This is a genomic window from Zhongshania guokunii, assembly GCF_040892635.1.
Classification (GTDB): Bacteria; Pseudomonadota; Gammaproteobacteria; order Pseudomonadales; family Spongiibacteraceae; genus Spongiibacter; species Spongiibacter guokunii.
Map to the genome: position 1 here is coordinate 35,098 of NZ_JBFRYA010000006.1, position 18,111 is coordinate 53,208.

The window sequence follows — 18,111 nt, forward strand, 5'->3', positions numbered from 1 at the left end:
TAGCTGGACTCGAGCTGCGCTCTATATAGACGCCGTCAAGATTGCTTGATAGATTGCATCTATGACGAACTCTATAGCAAGCAATACTCTGCCTAGCAGTAAACCTTATCACCACGGCGACCTGCGGCGGCAATTGTTGGACGCCGCGGCAAACATCATTCGCGACGAGGGCGAAGCCGCCTTGTCGATGCGCAAGCTGGCTCAGGAGGTGGGCGTATCGCGTACTGCACCCTACCACCATTTTAGCGATAAACAGGCCCTGTTGTGCGCAGTGGCAGAAGAGGGTTTTCGGCGCTTCCGGGTGCATGTCAGTTTTGGTCCGCAGGCGCATTCGAGCGGCGAAACAAACGCTGCGTTAAGTCCAGTACTCGACGAGGCGACTATCCGTAATTTTATCCGCAACTATATCGATTTTGCAGTGAACAATGCCGAATATTACCGACTTATGTTTGGCGGCCATTTATGGAAGTCGCAACAATTAACGGCTTCATTAAAGGATGAAGCCCACGCCTCTTTTAAATTGTATGTTGATCAGGTTAGGGCTTGGCAGCAATTTTCCGCTAAAGAAGCTGCGGTGGATGCCCTGCGCTATGCCCAAGTGAGTTGGTCGACTCTGCACGGCATGAGTTGTTTGTTAATTGACGGTATTTATCTCGACTCTGCGGCAATAGCCGCCATGACCGACACCGCGGCGCGGATGTTCTGGCAGCAGCTACGTGGTAGTGAGTTCTCGGGCTAGGCTATCTGGTACTCCAGATAAAGCTGCGCAAACCTTGCCTCGCTTAGGTACTTGCTGGACACTTCTCAGGCTTATTTTCGGTTACTTACAAAGGAGCTGCTGTGTCGGCCATTATCAAGGTAGCAAATTTAAATAAAGTGTATGACAGCGGCTTTCAAGCCTTAAAAAATGTCAATCTCGAGATCCGTCGCGGCGAGATTTTTGCGCTGCTCGGCCCCAATGGCGCGGGCAAGACCACGCTAATTAGTATTATTTGCGGCATCGTCAACCCTAGTAGCGGCAATATTAGCGCCGATGGCAACGATATTTCGCGGGACTATCGCGCTGCGCGCAGCAAAATTGGCTTGGTTCCTCAGGAGCTATGTACCGATGGTTTCGAAAGTGTAATGGCAACGGTGAAGTTCAGTCGGGGCTTATTTGGCAAGCCGCCAAATGCTGCGTATATCGAGCAGATTTTGCGGCAGCTCTCGCTATGGGACAAAAAAGACTCGCGCATAATGGCTTTGTCTGGCGGCATGAAGCGCCGTGTGATGATTGCCAAAGCACTGTCTCATGAGCCCGATATTTTGTTTTTAGATGAGCCCACGGCAGGCGTGGATGTAGAGCTGCGTCGCGATATGTGGGACATGGTGCGCGGCCTGCGTGAGCGCGGGGTGACCATTATATTGACCACTCACTATATCGAAGAGGCCGAGGAAATGGCCGATCGCATCGGTGTAATCAGTAAAGGTGAAATAATTCTGGTCGAAGACAAAAGCGCGCTTATGGACAAACTTGGCCAAAAACAACTGCGCTTGCAGCTGCAGCAGCCACTGACTGAAATTCCCCTTGAGCTGAAGGCCTACCCCTTGAGCTTGGGAAAAGAGGGGATGGAATTGATCTACCATTTTGACACCCTAGCGGAGCACACTGGTATCGCCGATTTGTTCCGGCGTTTGGATGAGCACGGCATCGACTATAAAGATCTGCAGTCGCGACAGCGCTCCTTAGAGGAAATTTTTGTCAGCTTAGTGTCGGCGGCGCGGGAAAGTAGCGCAGCGCAAAATGCGGAGGCGGCACAATGAATATGCACGCGATAAGAGCGATTTATAAATTTGAATTAGGCCGTACCTGGCGGACTTTGATGCAGAGTATTGCCTCGCCAGTCATCTCGACCTCACTGTATTTTGTGGTATTTGGATCCGCGATTGGTTCGCGTATGGTGGAGATTGACGGGGTGAGTTACGGGGCGTTTATCATTCCCGGTTTGGTGATGTTGGCACTATTGACCGAAAGTATTTCCAATGCGTCTTTTGGTATTTATTTTCCTAAATACAACGGCACGATATACGAGATTTTGTCAGCGCCGATTTCTATGCGCGAGATTGTGATTGGCTATGTGGGCGCAGCGGCGAGCAAGTCGGTTATTTTGGGTTTAATTATATTGCTCACCGCGCGCTTATTCGTGGACTACCATATCGCCCATCCGTTTTGGATGATTACCTTTTTGGTATTAACGGCGATCACCTTTAGTTTGTTTGGTTTTATCATTGGTGTTTGGGCCGATGGTTTTGAAAAACTACAGGTGGTGCCAATGTTAATCGTAACTCCCTTAACCTTTCTTGGTGGGAGTTTCTATTCAATCAGCATGCTACCGCCACTATGGCAGACCATTACCTTGGCGAATCCAGTGGTGTATCTGATTAGCGCCTTTCGCTGGAGCTTTTACGATGTTGCAGATGTGAATGTCGGGGTTAGTGCGGCAATGATTTTGGTGTTTATGCTTGCCTGTTTGGCCGTCATTTATTGGATATTTCGCACGGGCTATCGCTTAAAAAATTAACTGGCGCGGCGGAGTGCGGGAAATGTGAGCTTAGTCAAAATGGTAAACTTGTTTTTGTGCCGAGACCTGCTAATGTGGCCGCCATGAATAATAAAAACCAATTAATAAATTTAACAGTAGGTCGGCTTGAAGGTAATACGGTGCCGGTCTTTCTCTCTTGGGGCGATTGAGCTAGCTCAGTCGTCACATTGACCTCGCTAATAGTTTTAGTATTGAGTTGCAGCATAAATTATTTGGTGTTGCAGCAGCTACGCTTGGAGAGAAACTTTGAATACTGTAGATGATGCTTATTTATTGATTAAAGAGTCAGATTATTTGTCGCTAACTGAATTTATAAAACGCAATCGCTCAGAGGCCACAGCCGCGCTGGCTGAAGAAATTAATAAGGCCAAAGTCATTGCTGATGATGGTTTTCCAGACAATGTGGTGTCATTAAACGCAACGGTTGATTTCTATGATCCTGAGCTGAGCAAGGCCAGTAAGGTGACCTTGGTGCTGCCGTGGCAGGCAGATCTCACTAAGCGAAAAGTGTCGATACTGTCGCCGGTTGGCTGTGCGCTAATAGGTTTGCGCACAGGTGGCCGCGTTGATTGGCCTTTACTTAATGGTAAAGCCCGTAAGTTGGACATTACTGCTGTTAGTCAGCAGCAAAAACTAAAGCGTCGCGCGCTGGCCTGAAGTGGTCGAACTAGGTAGAGCAAGACGATCTTAAATACACTAATTTAACATCGTCTTGCTAACGGCGCCTCGCTTAGCAGGGGCCGCCGGCATTTACCCATATTGTTAAGGCGTCAACAAATTCACTTTGGCTGAGTGGCGGTGTAGTGCGATTTGCACCGGGGCTCCAGCCCCATAATACCAATTCATCTTCACTCATATGACGCAGTAAATCACTTAAACTGCGGTTGCCGTTTTTACTTAGATCCTTCAACGCAATACACAGCTCGCTGGCGTTTAGATCTTCCCACGCCATGCTGAGGGGCGCTAATCCCCAGTGTGGCGCACCGGGCACGGCATCGTCAGCGACATTTTCATCTTGATGACAAGCGGCGCACTGTAGCGTTGGCGCGCCGTGATTGTCGGCGCCACGGACCACTAATTGGTCGTGGCGGCGACGCTCGTCACCTTGGCGGGGGAATTCGGTTTTGGTGTGGCAGTTTAGGCAGCGCGGGTGGGTTAGTACCTCGTATAGTGGTTGAAACAAGGGCGATTGGGCCATGGCAGTGCTGCTTAGCAAGCCGAATAGCAGCACAATTGCCGCGCTCCGAAACAGGGCGTGTGGTTTTGCAAAAATTGCTGTGATCATTGGCTTCCCCGTTTAGGCAATAATAAAGTTGCTATTACTCAGCGGCAGTTCGCGAATCCGCTCACCGATAGCACCGAAAATAGCGTTAGCGAGGGCAGGACCAACGCAGGGCACGCCGAGTTCACCAACACCGCCGACGGTATTTCCGCTATTCACAATGACAGTTTCAATAGACGGAGTTTGGTGCATCCGTAGTACTGGGTAGTCATCGAAGTTACTTTGCTGAACGACGCCGTCTTCTAATGTTATTTCGCCAAATAGCACGCTTGATAAAGCAAAGATAACGGCTGATTCGACCTGGGCAATGACGAGGTCTGGGTTAATTGCGGTGCCGCAATCGACAGCACTTACGACACGATGGATAGTTAATTCACGGCTCGCTGATACGGAAACCTCAACTACCTGTGCCACAAAACTATTCCAATGCCCCATTACGGCGATACCTTGGCTTACGCCAGAAGCGCTTTGCCCCCAGTTAGATGCTTGGGCTACCGCGTCGAGCACTGCTCGGTGGCGCGGCTTTTCGCTGAGCAGCGCGCGACGAAAAGCATAGGGGTTTTGACCAACACGTAGGGCGAGCTCATCAATAAAGGTTTCTTGCGCGTAAACGTCCGAAAATTTGTTTACCGAACGCATCCATAGTGCAGGCATATTCGGTAGCACGGTAAGGTGGACGTCCATACTGACATTGTCGATTTTATAGGGCATTCCGGTATCAAAATCGGTTAGCTCACCTAGGGCCGGTAGCTCCAGTTCGTGCAGCGCGTCGAGTGCGTTCTCTGCGTATAGTGATGCAGTTACGTCTTGGGTAACCGCGCGATGGGTCCATGCGGTTACTTCATTGGCGCTGTTTAGTGAGGCGGACACCCGCACCGACGCGGCTGGCCGATAGTAGCCACCCTTCATGTCATCTTCCCGCGTCCAAATCACTTTGACGGGCTGTTGGAGGCTCTTGGCCACGAAGCAGGCATCGCGGACAAAATCGGCCAGTGGATTGCCGCGGCGACCAAAGCCGCCACCCGAGGGCATCATGTGGAAGTTTATTTGGTTGGGGAGTAGCCCTAAAACAACACCCGCAAAAATTTTGTCGAGGCTGGCAGACTGAGTGCCGGTCCAAATTTCGGCGCTGCTGCCGTCGTAATCCACTACGACATTTAGGGGCTCCATCGCGGCGTGGGCCATAAACGGAAAGTAGTAGTCTGCGCTCAGGGTTTCGCTACTCAAGGTTTGCGCAAGTAGGGTGGAGCCGTCGGAGCGAATAGGTACCCCTGGTAAATTAAGTTTAAAGCTGTATTCGTCGCGCTGACTGGCCGAGTCAGTGCGGCCGGCCAATAATTCATTCCAGCTGACCTGCAGCGCTTTGCGACCTTTCTCAGCGGACCAAAAATCGTCGGCTACTACTGCAACGCCGCCAGGAATAGTGTGTACACTGCGCACGCCTGGAACGGCAAGGGCGGCGTTGTTATCAACATTTAATGCTTGGCCGTTGAAGCGGGGCGGCCTGGCGATAAGTGCGGTGAGCATGCCGGGAATATCAACGTCCATGCCGTACTTAAAGCTGCCATCGGTCTTATCGCTGGCGTCGGTGCGCTGGGGCGAGGTGCCGATAATGCGGTAGCTAGCTGGGTCTTTGAGGGCCGGATTGGCGGGTACATTCTGCTCGGCGGCGGCGCTGGCAAGCTCGCCGTAACTGGCGCTGCGCCCGCCGATATCATCGATAACATGGCTGGCTTCAGTGCGCAGGCTGCTGGCGCTCACGTTCCAGCGCTCTGCAGCTGCGCTAATTAGCATTTGTCTTATGGTGGCGCCAACACTGCGTTGGGGGTCGAAATAGCCGCGGATTGCAGAGCTCGCCACGGTAAATTGCAATAGATTCTGAAAGTAGGGATTGTTAAAGCGTGCGGCCACCGGCGAAAGTTCAGCGCTAATTAGGCTCCAATCGGCGTCGAGCTCTTCGGCTACGATCATGGGAATCGCAGTTAGCGCGCCTTGCCCGATTTCGGCCGCGCCGACCAGCACGGTAATGCGGTTGTCGGTGCCAATGCGCATAAATTCGCCGACTTGGTATTCTTCATTTGCCGGTGGCGGGTTGTTATTGCCATTCTCGGGGCTGTTGGGTCTGGCTGTGGCGCCGCCAGACGAGCCACCGCCACAGGCAACAAGCAGGCCGCCGCCTGCCATTACGCTGACTTTAATAAAATCTCGGCGACTAAATTTTGAATGCTTTTTCATAGCCTGCTCCTACAGTTGCTCGCTAGCGATTTTATGTATTGCCTTGCGAATACGTGGGTAGGTGCCGCAGCGGCAGATATTGCCCGACATGGCGCGGTCGATATCTTGATCGCTGGGGGCCGAATTACTTTTGAGCAGGGCCGTGGCTGCCATAATCTGGCCAGATTGGCAGTAGCCGCACTGTGGGACATTTAGCTCGCGCCAAGCTTCTTGGACGAGGCTGCCGATATGCTCATTGCGAATGTCTTCAACGGTGCGCACCGCTTTATTGCCAACTGCGCCCACCGGCAATACGCAGGAGCGAGTGGGCTGTCCGTCGATATGCACGGTGCAAGCGCCGCACAGGGCTTGCCCGCAGCCGTATTTGCTGCCGGTTAGCTTAAGGTTTTCTCGCAACACCCATAGCAGGGGTTTGTCTTCGGGAGCGTCGACGGTGTGGGCAACTCCGTTTACTTGGATTGTTAGCATGTGTTAACTCCTGCTCGTACCCGCTATGGAGAATTGAGCGTATAGCGATGTACTGCGCCGCTTTTGGAAAAAAGTGCTAGCCGTTGTAGTGATGAGTAGTGGCCGCGCTTACGACGTTGTTTGGTTTTATTTTACTGCAGACTAACAGCAGCACTGAGTGTGCTGCTGAAAGTATCAGCAGATGTTGTACGTGTAAACACTGAGGGTGGATCAGTGTGATGGGGTTTTTGTTTTTAGTATTTTAGCGAGCTTAGTAGGGCAAGCGCAGCGGCGCTTCTTGCATCAAGGCCAGCTGTTCCCGCAATTGTAAAATGTGCTCGCCCCAGTAGCGCTCGGTGTTAAACCAAGGGAAGGCTTTGGGAAACGCTGGATCCTGCCAGCGGCGCGCTAGCCATGCGGCGTGGTGCATAATTCGCAGGCTGCGTAGCGCCTCGATGAGACCCAGTTCTTTGGGATTGAAATCGTAGAACTCATTGTAGCCTTCCACTAACTCCATAATGGCGCGCTGTTGGGCGTCCTGCTCGCCAGAGAGGAACATCCATAAATCCTGTATGGCTGGAGCCATGCGGCTGTCGTCAAAGTCGACCAGCCAGGTTTCTCCGTTGCGCGACAAAATATTGCCAACATGGCCGTCACCGTGGGTGCGGATATACTGAGGTGTAATGTCAGTAAAGCGTTGGTGAACAAGTTTCAGTAGATCGGCGCTGAGGCTGGCGTAAGCATCGCTTAAATTGCTTGGAATTACCCCGTCGAGGATAAAACTGCGGCTTTCGTCGCCAAAACTGGTGGTATCTAAGGTCGGCCGATATTGAAAAGGCGTGCTGGCGCCAACCAGATGCAGGCGGCCAATGAGGCGGCCGAGTTGAAAGAGATTGTCCATATCGTCGAGGGCTGGGGCGTGCCCCCCGCGACGGGGGTAAAGTGCGAAGCGGTAGCCTTCGAAGCTGAATAAACTAGCGCCCGCTTCATTGCGCCAGGGCGCAATGACAGGAATATCGGTATCAAAGAGCTGCTGGGTAAATTGGTGCTCCTCTAGAATCTGCTCGTCGCTCCAGCGTTCGGGGCGATAAAATTTCACTACTAGTGGTTCTTTGTCTTCCAACCCAAATTGGTACACTCGATTTTCATAGCTGTTTAGGGCAAATACCCGCATATCACTAATAAAGCCAAGGCTTTCAACAGCGTCGATGACTCTGTCTGGATTGAGTTCAGCAAAATCTTTTTGTTCAGTCTCGCTCATGAGGCGACTCCATATTCATTTACGAGGGCGACAGTTTTGATTTGTGCAAACACTTGCTGGCCAGCGTGTAGGTTTAAGCGGTCGTAGGATTTGCGGGTGATGCGGGCCAGTAAGTATTGCTCGCCAAGGGCCAAGCGCACCGTGACTTGCGAGCGGTTAACAGGGTTGTCGGTCTCAGCGTTGCTGTCGGTGTTTGTATCGCTGGTATTAATAGTACAGTTCAATATATTTAAAATGCTGCTTTGCGTTGGGGCGTCAAGGCTAATACTAATGTCTCTGGCGGCTACAAATAGCCGGACGGATTGGCCTGGGCGCGCCGAAATTTGTTTAACACTGAGCTGGTGGCCTGACGCCAACTGCAAGGTGCTCAGCTGGTAGTCTGCTTCATGTTCAACGAGGGTGGCATTGAGCACCGCGCCGGCATCCTGCTGGCGGCTAAGGGGCAAGTCTAAGCGGGTACTTAATTCCACTAGGTCGCCCTCGGCAATTAACTGTCCGTTTTCGAGTAGTAGCACATGGTCTGCGAGGCGGCTGATTTCGTGAAAGCTGTGGCTAACATAAATGATAGGCAGGCTGAGATGCTGGGGCAGAATTTGCAGTACATCCATCATCTCGTCTCTGGCGGCGTCGTGCAGTCCAGATAAGGGCTCGTCCATTAATAATAACTGGGGGTGACGCAGCAGAGCGCGGGCGATGGCGACTCGTTTGCGCTCGCCACCGGAGAGTTTGTTTACGTCACGGTTTAGCAATGCGGTAATTTGCAGCCACTCGCAAACCTCGTCGAAGCTGGGTCCTGTTGCGCGAAACTGGCGGTTTTGGGCGTAGCGTAAATTACCGGCCACGCTCAGGTGAGGAAAGAGCTGGGCGTCTTGAAATACCACACCGACGCCACGTTGCTCGCAGGCCAGAAATTGGCGCTGGGTTTGCCAGTCGTCGCCGCAAAACTGCACCATGCCCTGGGGCGCACGCTCTAGTCCGGCGATGCAGCGCAGCAAACTGGTTTTACCGCTGCCGCTGGGGCCACAGATGGCGGTGATGCCGATGCTCGGTAACGCCGTGTCGACGTTAAGCTCAAAATCGCCGCGCTGCATATGCAGGGATAATAATAAACTCATGTCTGCGCCTTTGATGTATAACTGCTGGCAAGCTCAAGGCCGCGGGCGCGGTGAAAGCGGTAAACGCCGCAGAGTACAATAAAGGAAAAGCCGATAAGTCCGCCGGCCAGCCAATGGGCGGCGCTGTATTGCAAAGATTCAACCCGATCATAAAGGGCGATGGACAGCACTTGGGTGCGGCCTGGAATATTGCCGCCAATCATTAATACCACGCCAAATTCACCTACAGTGTGGGCGAAGCCTAAGGTGGTGGCGACCAAAAAATTGCTGCGACACAGGGGCAGCACAACGCTGGCAAAGCGGTCGAGGCGAGATGCGCCCAAGCTTGCCGCCGTTTCGAGCAGTGCTTTGGGTACTTGCTGAAAGCCACTTTGCAGGGGCTGCACAACAAAGGGCAGCGAATACAATACTGAGGCAATGACTAGCGCACTAAAACTAAAAGCAAGAGTGCTGCCGGTTAAGGTGAACCAGAATTGTGCTATTGGCGAATTCGGCGCAAAGGCGATGAGCAAATAAAAGCCTAAAACCGTTGGCGGTAATACCAGCGGCAGAGCGACAAGGGCTTCAATTAAGGGTTTGCTACGCCACTGGGTATTGGCCAGCCACCATGCGAGTGGCGTTGCTATTAATAGCAGAATTAGCGTGGTCAGCCCTGCTAGCTTCAGAGTTAATAATATCGCCAGCCAGTCTTGGTGACTCATATTAGGTGGCCCGTAAATTGAGCGTGGGCATTGCGTGGGCGTTGGCGGCGGTGTTTGGGATTGTGCATGTCGCCTCCAAGTATGATTTTGATTTAGGCCTCTGAATGGCTATGGCTCTGCGTGTTGGCTTACGGTGTTCGCGCCAGACACCAGATATCAATTTGCCTAGCGCCATTGCGCGCCAGTATAGCGGCCACAGTATTGGCTGTCGCGGTCGTTGTTACCACATCGTCGACTATGGCAATGTGCTTGCCGCGGATTGGACTATTTGCGTTCAATGCAAACGCTTTGCGGAGATTGCTGCTGCGTTGAGCGGCGCTGAGGCCTTGCTGGGTAAGGGTTGCGCGGGGGTGGGTGAGCGCATGGCAGACGGGGATGTTCAGAGCGCGGCCCCAGTCGTCGGCGAGCAGAGCGGCTTGGTTGAAACCGCGCTGCCAGCGTCGTCGCCAGTGCATGGGTATCGGCACCAGAAGCTCGGGGCAGGGCGCGAGGTCGCCACCAAGGTTTGCCAGCCAGAGCTGTGCTAGCACCGAGCCATACTGCAGCTGTCCGTGATATTTAAAACCGGCGATGAGCCGGTCTACTGGAAAATCGTAGCGCAGCGGTGTTAGGCAGTGACTGAAGACTGGGGGCTTGCTAAGGCAGCGGCCGCAATGGCTGTGAGCGTCTTTGGGCGACAGCGGCAGGGCGCACCGTGCGCACTGCGGTCCCAGCCAAGGCAAATCGGCTTCGCAGGCGTGGCAGAGGTCGATTTGGCGACGGCTGGGTGTTTGGCATAAAATGCAGAGGCCTTTAAAAGCCTTATAAATCAGCTTGTTATAAAATCTGTTAACCATAGGCATCCTTGCAGGTTGACAGCTTGCGCCAAGCCTTTATCATACTAAGCTTTACGACTTCGCCCAAACCGGATTTTATCATGACTGCACACACGCCAACGACAATTCGTACTGACTGGACCAGCCAAGAGGTTCAAGCCTTATTTGCTCTGCCATTTAATGATTTGTTGTTTCAGGCGCAAACCGTGCACCGCGCTAATTTTGATCCCAATGCGGTCCAAGTCAGCACTCTGTTGTCGATTAAAACTGGCGCCTGTCCAGAAGATTGCAAATACTGCCCCCAGAGCAATCGCTACGACACCGGTCTTGAGAAAGAAAAGTTGATGGAGGTCGAAAAAGTCCTCGCCGAAGCGCGTGCGGCCAAGGCCTCTGGTACAACCCGTTTTTGTATGGGTGCGGCGTGGCGCTCGCCCAAGAAAAAAGATATGCCCTATGTGACCGCGATGGTGAAGGGCGTGAAGGAAATGGGTCTCGAAACCTGCATGACCTTGGGCATGCTCACCGGCGAGCAAGCAGCTGAATTGGCCGACGCGGGCTTGGATTACTACAATCACAATCTCGACACTTCACCTGAGTTTTACGGTGAAATCATCACCACTCGCACCTATCAGGATCGCTTGGGCACCTTGTCTAATGTGCGCGATGCCGGTATTAAAGTGTGTAGCGGTGGCATTGTTGGTATGGGCGAGTCCATCAAAGACCGTGCGGGTTTGTTACTGCAATTAGCTAATTTGCCGGTGCAGCCAGAGAGCGTGCCGATCAATATGTTGGTGAAAGTTGAAGGTACGCCGATGGCCGATGTGGCCGACCTCGACCCCTTCGATTTTATTCGCACCATCGCCGTGGCGCGGATTATTATGCCAAAATCCCATGTGCGCTTGTCTGCCGGCCGTGAATCTATGAATGAAGAAATGCACGCTCTGGCGTATTTTGCCGGTGCTAACTCCATTTTCTACGGCGAAAAACTGCTTACTACCGCCAACCCTAGCGCGAATAAAGATCTTGAGCTGTTTGGCCGCCTTGGTATTAAGCCTGAAGAGCGTCACGTTGAGCACGACGACGAAACCCAGAGCGAGGCCTTGCTTGGCGCCGTGCAGCAAGTGCAGAACGATCGCTTTTTTTACGACGCCACCGCTTAATCGTCAGCGCTGTAATTCATTGTGATGAATGAGGTTTTGCAGCGCCGCCTAACAGCGCGGCGGGAGCAGTCCCGTTACCGAAGCCGCCGTGTGCTTGAGTCTGCTCAGGGCGCGCGACTGCGCGTTGATGGTCGCGAGATGCTGCAATTCTGCAGCAACGATTACCTCGGCTTAGCTAACCACCCTAAGCTTGTTGCTGCAATGCAGGGCGCTTCCGCCGTGATGGGCGTGGGCGGCGGTGCTTCGCATTTGGTCTGTGGTCATTCGGCGCTGCATCACCAGCTTGAAGAGCGCTTGGCCAAAATCACCGGCCGCGAGCGCGCCTTGTTATTCTCAACCGGTTATATGGCCAATCTCGGCACGGTAACCGCCTTGCTGGGCAAGGGCGATCATATTCTTGAAGATCGCCTCAATCACGCTTCTTTGCTCGATGCTGGCTTACTGAGTGGCGCGCGCTTTCAACGTTTTCAGCACAATGACATGGCCGATCTTGAGCGCCGTTTGCAAAAGTTACCCGTCGAGGGCAATCGCCTTATTGTGGTTGACGCGGTCTTTAGCATGGACGGCGATATGGCGCCCTTGGCTGAACTGGCGGCGCTGGCTCAGAAATATGGCGCATGGCTAATGGCCGATGACGCTCACGGCTTTGGGGTGTTGGGCGAAAGCGGGGCCGGCAGCGCAGAGTTTTTTGGCCTAAATCAGCAGCAATTGCCGGTGCTAATGGGCACCTTGGGCAAAGGCCTTGGCAGCTTTGGCGCGTTTGTGGCGGGCAGTGAAGAGCTCATAGAAACCTTAATTCAGTTTGCGCGTCCCTATATTTATACCACTGCCATGCCACCGGCCGTAGCGGCGGCAACTATTGCTGGTTGCGATTTATTGGCTGATGAGTCGTGGCGGCGCAGTCATTTACAAGATTTGATAGGGTATTTCCGCCAGCGGGCAGAAAGTCTAAATTTACCCCTCATGCCGTCGCCAACGGCTATTCAGCCTTTGCTCATTGGCGACGAACAAACAGCAATGGCAATTAGCGCTCAACTTGAAGCGCGAGGTATTTTGGTATCGGCAATTCGCCCACCCACAGTACCGGTGGGGAGTTCGCGGCTGCGAATTACCTTGTCAGCGTCGCACAGCCAAGCCGATGTAGACGAGCTGTTAACCGCCTTAAGCGACGTGCTCGCCGAGGTTCTTGGGGCTACTGACTGCTAATGTTTATTTATCGCGAGCATTTGGCGGCTTACCGCAAAGACGCCGCCGAGTTGGTGCTGTTGCACGGCTGGGCCAGTGACTCCTCAGTTTGGCGGCCACTGCTGAGCGGCTTGCGTCGTAATTTTAATATCACCTTGATTGACCTCCCGGGCTTCGGCCGAAGTGATGGCTTGGAAGCTGGCGCAGATCCCGATCAAGTCATTGACAGCATTTTGCCATTTTTGCCTGCCACCGCGCTTTACTGCGGTTGGTCTTTGGGGGGCATTTTGGCAACGCGATTGGCGGCGCGTTTGCCAGCGCGGGTACAAGCTTTGATCTGCGTTGCCAGCAATGCGGTGTTTGTCGCCGACGCCGATTGGCCAGCGGCGATGCCGCCTGCTGATTTTGAGCAATTCGCCGCTTTAATAGCGAATAAGCCCAGTGCAGGTTTGCGTCGTTTCGAATTATTGCAATTACATGGCGATAAGCATGCTCGCCAATTGCGAGTTGAGCTGGCGGGTTTGAGCGCGGCACCAAAACCAGTCTATCTTTCTAGTAGCTTGGCATGTTTGCGGGCTATCGATAATCGCCAAGCGCTTGCTGAGCTGACGTGCCCCTGTCTCTATCTGTTTGGCGATGAGGATGCGCTGGTGCCGAGTTCGGCAGCAGCAGTCTTCGCTGAGCGTTTTCCGCAGCACCGTGTTCAGTTAATGGCGGGGCGCGGGCATTTATTGTTTTTGGCTGAAGGCGATGTGTTTATCGCGTTGTTGGCTGAGTTTTGTCAGGCGCAGGGGCTATTATTGAGCGGCGCAGCGAGCCAAATGAACAAGCAGGATATTGGTCGCTCATTTAGCCGCGCGGCATTAAGCTACGACGGCGCGGCGTTGTTGCAGCGCAGGGTCGCCGATGGCTTGATGGCCTATCTTCCCCAAGCGCTTGTTGGTCCGGTCATGGACTTAGGTTGTGGCACTGGCTACAGCTTGCCTGCCTTGCGCGCGCGGACAGGGGCGGAGGCGCTACTTGCTGTTGATCTCGCGCCGGGTATGCTGCGTTACGCGGCAGATCAGTATAAGGGGGTTGCTGAGTACTTTGTGTGTGGTGACGCTGAAGACCTACCTCTGGCAGACGGCAGCATCGGTACTATTTTTTCCAGTCTCGCCCTGCAGTGGTGTGAGAACTTGACAGCGCTGCTATCTGAAATCGAGCGGGTGTTGGCGCCAGGTGGTGATGCTTATATAGCAACCTTAGGCCCAGATACTCTGCATGAGCTACGCAGTGCGTGGTCGCAGGTAGACGGCTACGTACACGTAAACCAGTTTGCTGAAAGATCGTCGCTAACGCGGGCTATTGTGGACTCGGGCCTAGAAGTTAAGGCTTGGGATGAGTCCACTGAGCTAATGTACTACCAAAAATTGTCGGAACTGACCCGCGAGCTGAAAAATATCGGCGCTCATAATGTAAATGGTGGTCGCCCAAGTGGCTTAACTGGCCGCCAGCGCTTACAATCGCTTACTCAGCATTACGAGCAATACCGAGGTGTAGATAATAACTTGCCGGCGAGCTACCAGCTTTGGTATATACACCTTCGTAAAGAATAGTCGTTCTGCGCTATAATGGTGAGTAATGCGTATATATTGGGGCAAGAGCCTTAAGTTGGTGCATTTTTTTCGCCTTGGTCTATGTTGTAGCAAATAAAAATCATCTAGATTCGGCAAAAATCGTCACCTAGTCGTCTTATCTAGCGTGTATAAACTAATTGTGCACTTAGAATTACTGAGGTATTCCACAGGGTAATGCGCTATTAGCCAAAATATTGTGCTGTTTTATTCGTGGCGCAGAGCTTGCATGATATTAATAAGTCGGTGTGTGGTCGGGCTTGACGTAATTCGTAATTGTTTCACAAAAATGCCTTTAAATTTTCGGGATTTAATTGATAGGATGGTGATGTATTGCTATAAGTACCTACAGCTGGAGCAGCCAGCATAAAAACTTAGTGGTGCTAGCGACTTATATAGCTATCTTAGTTTAATATGCAAATGACTCTAGAAGTGGGCTCTTTGGTCAATCATAATGTTGTAAGAAAGGGGTGTGACACCAGTTGACTGGTTGTTATCCGGGTGGGGGTCTGGCGCGCTTTGCGTCGATGCTGGCAATATTTAGTTCAAAATGAAAAAACGGAGTTTTACCATGATTAATTCGAAAAAAATGCGGCTTACTATGTTTGCTGCCAGCATTGTTGCCGCTGGTGCGCTGACTGGGTGTTTTAATGACGAAAGTGCAGATCCAGTAAGCTCAACACCAACTGAGTTTTCTACTACTGCTGCTTACGGTGCTCTTGTTGGCGCAGATTGTGTTGTTAATGGCACAGTTACAGCAGCTCTTGATCAGTATGTCACGAATGCAGATGGTGTTGGCTCTATCAGCGCTACTATCGGCGCTGGTGAATACCCGCTTATCATTAGCTGTACTGGCGGTAACTACTACAACGAAGCGTCTGAGGCTACTGAAGCTAATGACGAAACGCTGAAATCGATCATCCCATCAGCCGGTGCACTTACTGATGCGGGCGGCAGCGTTGCTGTTACTACTCTGACCAGCATGGCGGCGGCACTCTATGAGTCTCTTCCAGCTGCACAGCGTAATGCATCTACTGCTAACCAGTCTTTGACCAATGTTATTAAAGCGTTGGCTCCAGGTTTGGGTAATGGCGATGGCTTAGATTTGTTGCGCGCGCCAACTGTTGTGAAAAGCTCAGCTAGTACTGTTGCAAACAATGATGCAGGTTATTATGCTTCTATCCTCGCTGGTTTGGCTAAAGCAGGTGCAGGTTTGACTCCAGCTCTATCACCTTCAAAATTGGCTGCGAAGCTAGCTGCAGAGACAGTTACAGGTACATTGGACAATAACGTTGTTTCTGTTCTTAAAGCTAAGACTGCTGAATTTGCAGGTGCTAAAGGCGATTCAGCGTTACAGCAAAAATCTAATGATGCTCCGGCTCCTACTACTACAGTAACCAAGCCTACGACTGGCGGGACTACTGGCGGTACTGGCGGCACTGGCGGCACCGGCGGTAGCGGTGGTCAGCCTTAATAGTTAGGTTAGTAAGAAAGGGCGGCTATCAGCTGCCCTTTTTTTTGCGTTAAAATAACGATCAATTAAAATTTGTCACTGAGAGGTTTCCCTTGAGAAGGAATATTGGGGCTGGGCTGATATTGGCCGTACCGACGCTTGCATTTGCGCAAGGGAATATGAATATGCAGGGTGTGAGCGGCCTATTAAATGTGCCAGACGCTTCGGTACTGGAATACGGTACAGCGACAATCGCTTGGGATAACCAGGTGGATGGCCGTTTTGCTCGGCCGCGAACCTTGAATGCTACTGGCAATGATATCAATTTTGCCGCAGGGGCCTTTCCGCATTTCGAAATGGTTGGTCGCAATGTAGCGCCGGAGACTACCTCGGGTGGTTCGGACTTATCGTTTAATATCAAAATACAACTCCCTTGGGAGTTGTTGCCGGGTTTGAATTTCGCGATTGGCGAGATGGATTTTGGCGGTTCCGTTAATGAATACGATACCAAGTATGCAGTAGCAACTTGGCAATACGGCCCGATTCGCACCACCTTGGGCGCGGGTACTTACGATGGTCGAGTCGAGGGCACTGGCCGATTAGACGGGATATATGGCGGCGTAGAATTTGCCGCGACAGATTGGTTAAGCGTGATTCTAGAAGATGATGCTTACTCGATGAACACCGGTATTCGCCTTTCAACACCGGATCAGTGGCTACCTGGTGGTTGGCAGGCCTCGATGTTGTGGATGTATTCGACTGAAGAAGGTGTAGATGATCGGCAAGATTGGTACGGCTTTAATGTGAAAATCCCTTTGGCAGCAGAGTATGCCAGAGTTTTGCCTAAGAAAAGGCCGCGATCATTAGCGGTGGCCGAGGCAAATAATGTTACCACTGAATCCTATGATGGTGATGATGCGCTGCTAAGTAATCCTTTAATGGCGCCGCCCTCTAGCTCCCCTTCAGAAGCAATGTCTCGTTTAGATAATGCTAATGCTGAAAAAGCGCTAAAAAACCGTTTCTTGGCGGCTAATTTTGAACAGGTTCGCGTCCAAAAATACGGCCGTGAGTGGATAATTGCCTTTGAAAATCTGCAATATGATGCCAATGACGTCGACGCCTTAGGTGTTGCAGCTGGCGTCGCTGCGATGTCTTTACCAGAGGGTGATCGCTTTTATTTACAATTAGAAAAATACGGTGTGGCTACTTTCGGTTTAGGTGGGGAAGTCGCGGCCTGGAAGACCTTCTTGAGCGGTAATGGCGCTATTCCAGACTCCGAGATGGTAACCGCGCCAAGTAGTAAACTGCGCCGGCGCAGTACTAATGGCGGTGTATTTGCCTCGAGCCTGAAAAACAGTATCGATTATTTGGCATTCCGTCCAGATGTGCGGATACGTCCAATTTTGTCGTCGACGGTTGGTACCGAGTACGGTGTTTTTGACTATTCACTCGCAGCGCGAGCTGACGTGGTTTTGCCGCTATGGCAGGGCGCGGCATTTAATGTCAGCCGCGACTGGAATGTTAACGACACCAAGGACTTCACTCGCGAAGGGATTTATGGCGGTGTTTTTTATAATCAGCGTGTGACCGAAGGTGTTAAAGAACGTATTTTTAGCCAAACTTTTCGTCATGGCCGAGGCTTTACCAGCATGATTTCCTATGGGCGCTTCTATGGCTCGATTGATGGCACGTCGATTGAAAGTCGCTGGGAACCTGGCGATGGTCGCCACCGTTTTAAAATTATAGCTACCGATTTTGAAGAAAAGCATCGCCCAGATAACACCCATAATGCGCGCTTGTGGTCGTATCGTTATTTTGCTCAGAGTATCAATACTTCAGTGGATATTACCGGTGGCGATTTCTATAACGAAGATTCGGGCTACCGGCTGGAGTTTACTCAGCATATTGGTGATGTAAGGTTGCATCTTCTATATAAAACCTCTGAAGATAATTCCTTTGCAACTCTGGGATTTACGATTCCATTAACGCCCCGCAAAGGTATGACTCGGGTTGCTGGTGTGCATGTTGAGGGGCAGGCTAACTGGGCCTATGGTATTACCACCATTCTTGGCGAGCAGGGTAATCGTTTGGTATTTGGCCCTAATATTATCCCGACCGTTTATAACGACTTGCGTAATACTAATTTCAACGGTGATCGCCTAAATGGCGCTTATATTCGCGCTAATCAAGAACGTTTGGTTGATGCTTGGCAGCGCTACGGTGCGAGCAAATAATGGTTTTTGTCATTGAGAGTGCAGG

The 18,111-nt window shown here is 51.9% G+C and carries 16 protein-coding genes; 9 read left to right on the forward strand and 7 right to left on the reverse strand.

The genetic code is table 11. The features are described from left to right. The first annotated feature begins 61 nt into the window (after nt 1-61). From AB4876_RS08195 to AB4876_RS08210, 4 genes are all read left to right on the forward strand, one after another. The gene (locus AB4876_RS08195; RefSeq protein WP_368381159.1) at nt 62-739 is read left to right on the forward strand and encodes a TetR/AcrR family transcriptional regulator; all 678 of its coding nucleotides are present in this window, start codon (nt 62-64) and stop codon (nt 737-739) included. Between the two features lie 101 nt (nt 740-840). Beyond that, a complete protein-coding gene (locus AB4876_RS08200; RefSeq protein WP_368381160.1) occupies nt 841-1,803 on the forward strand; it encodes an ABC transporter ATP-binding protein in 963 nt (320 codons plus the stop codon). Further along, nucleotides 1,800-2,561, forward strand: coding sequence for an ABC transporter permease (locus AB4876_RS08205; RefSeq protein WP_368381161.1), 762 nt, complete (start codon nt 1,800-1,802; stop codon nt 2,559-2,561). Before AB4876_RS08200 ends, AB4876_RS08205 begins: the two co-directional genes overlap by 4 nt. 267 nt (nt 2,562-2,828) lie before the next feature. Beyond that, the gene (locus AB4876_RS08210) at nt 2,829-3,239 is read left to right on the forward strand and encodes a GreA/GreB family elongation factor (protein WP_368381162.1); all 411 of its coding nucleotides are present in this window, start codon (nt 2,829-2,831) and stop codon (nt 3,237-3,239) included. 73 nt (nt 3,240-3,312) lie between these two features. Here the strand turns inward: AB4876_RS08210 and AB4876_RS08215 are convergent, their stop codons facing one another. From AB4876_RS08215 to AB4876_RS08245, 7 genes are all read right to left on the reverse strand, one after another. Then, nucleotides 3,313-3,867 (reverse strand): hypothetical protein, encoded by a 555-nt coding sequence (locus AB4876_RS08215; RefSeq protein ID WP_368381164.1) that lies wholly within the window; start codon nt 3,865-3,867, stop codon nt 3,313-3,315. A gap of 12 nt (nt 3,868-3,879) precedes the next feature. Then, the gene (locus AB4876_RS08220; protein WP_368381165.1) at nt 3,880-6,099 is read right to left on the reverse strand and encodes a xanthine dehydrogenase family protein molybdopterin-binding subunit; all 2,220 of its coding nucleotides are present in this window, start codon (nt 6,097-6,099) and stop codon (nt 3,880-3,882) included. Nucleotides 6,100-6,108: 9 nt separating this feature from the next. Continuing rightward, nucleotides 6,109-6,567, reverse strand: a complete 459-nt coding sequence (locus tag AB4876_RS08225; RefSeq protein WP_368381166.1) for a (2Fe-2S)-binding protein — start codon at nt 6,565-6,567, stop codon at nt 6,109-6,111. 250 nt (nt 6,568-6,817) lie between these two features. Continuing rightward, nucleotides 6,818-7,807: a serine/threonine protein kinase gene (locus tag AB4876_RS08230; RefSeq protein ID WP_368381167.1), complete on the reverse strand. Its 990-nt coding sequence runs from the start codon at nt 7,805-7,807 to the stop codon at nt 6,818-6,820. Beyond that, on the reverse strand, nt 7,804-8,922 hold the full coding sequence (modC, locus tag AB4876_RS08235) for a molybdenum ABC transporter ATP-binding protein (RefSeq protein ID WP_368381168.1): 1,119 nt from the start codon (nt 8,920-8,922) through the stop codon (nt 7,804-7,806). The genes AB4876_RS08230 and modC overlap by 4 nt, the downstream gene beginning before the upstream one ends. Then, nucleotides 8,919-9,623: a molybdate ABC transporter permease subunit gene (modB, locus tag AB4876_RS08240; RefSeq protein ID WP_368381169.1), complete on the reverse strand. Its 705-nt coding sequence runs from the start codon at nt 9,621-9,623 to the stop codon at nt 8,919-8,921. The genes modC and modB overlap by 4 nt, the downstream gene beginning before the upstream one ends. 128 nt (nt 9,624-9,751) lie before the next feature. Beyond that, a complete protein-coding gene (locus tag AB4876_RS08245) occupies nt 9,752-10,459 on the reverse strand; it encodes a ComF family protein (protein ID WP_301030462.1) in 708 nt (235 codons plus the stop codon). A gap of 80 nt (nt 10,460-10,539) precedes the next feature. On the opposite strand from AB4876_RS08245, the gene bioB reads away from it, so the two are divergent. From bioB to AB4876_RS08270, 5 genes are all read left to right on the forward strand, one after another. Continuing rightward, entirely contained in the window at nt 10,540-11,598 is a 1,059-nt protein-coding gene (gene bioB / locus AB4876_RS08250) for a biotin synthase BioB (protein ID WP_368381170.1), read from the forward strand. A 24-nt stretch (nt 11,599-11,622) separates the two neighbouring features. Continuing rightward, the gene (gene bioF, locus AB4876_RS08255) at nt 11,623-12,804 is read left to right on the forward strand and encodes an 8-amino-7-oxononanoate synthase (protein WP_368381345.1); all 1,182 of its coding nucleotides are present in this window, start codon (nt 11,623-11,625) and stop codon (nt 12,802-12,804) included. Continuing rightward, nucleotides 12,804-14,381, forward strand: a complete 1,578-nt coding sequence (gene bioC / locus AB4876_RS08260; RefSeq protein WP_368381171.1) for a malonyl-ACP O-methyltransferase BioC — start codon at nt 12,804-12,806, stop codon at nt 14,379-14,381. Before bioF ends, bioC begins: the two co-directional genes overlap by 1 nt. A 589-nt stretch (nt 14,382-14,970) precedes the next feature. Beyond that, nucleotides 14,971-15,873 carry a hypothetical protein gene (locus AB4876_RS08265; protein WP_368381172.1) on the forward strand — a complete coding sequence of 301 codons (903 nt, stop codon included), beginning with the start codon at nt 14,971-14,973 and terminating at the stop codon, nt 15,871-15,873. Between the two features lie 164 nt (nt 15,874-16,037). Next, a complete protein-coding gene (locus AB4876_RS08270) occupies nt 16,038-18,086 on the forward strand; it encodes a YjbH domain-containing protein (RefSeq protein ID WP_368381173.1) in 2,049 nt (682 codons plus the stop codon). Nucleotides 18,087-18,111 lie beyond the last annotated feature (25 nt).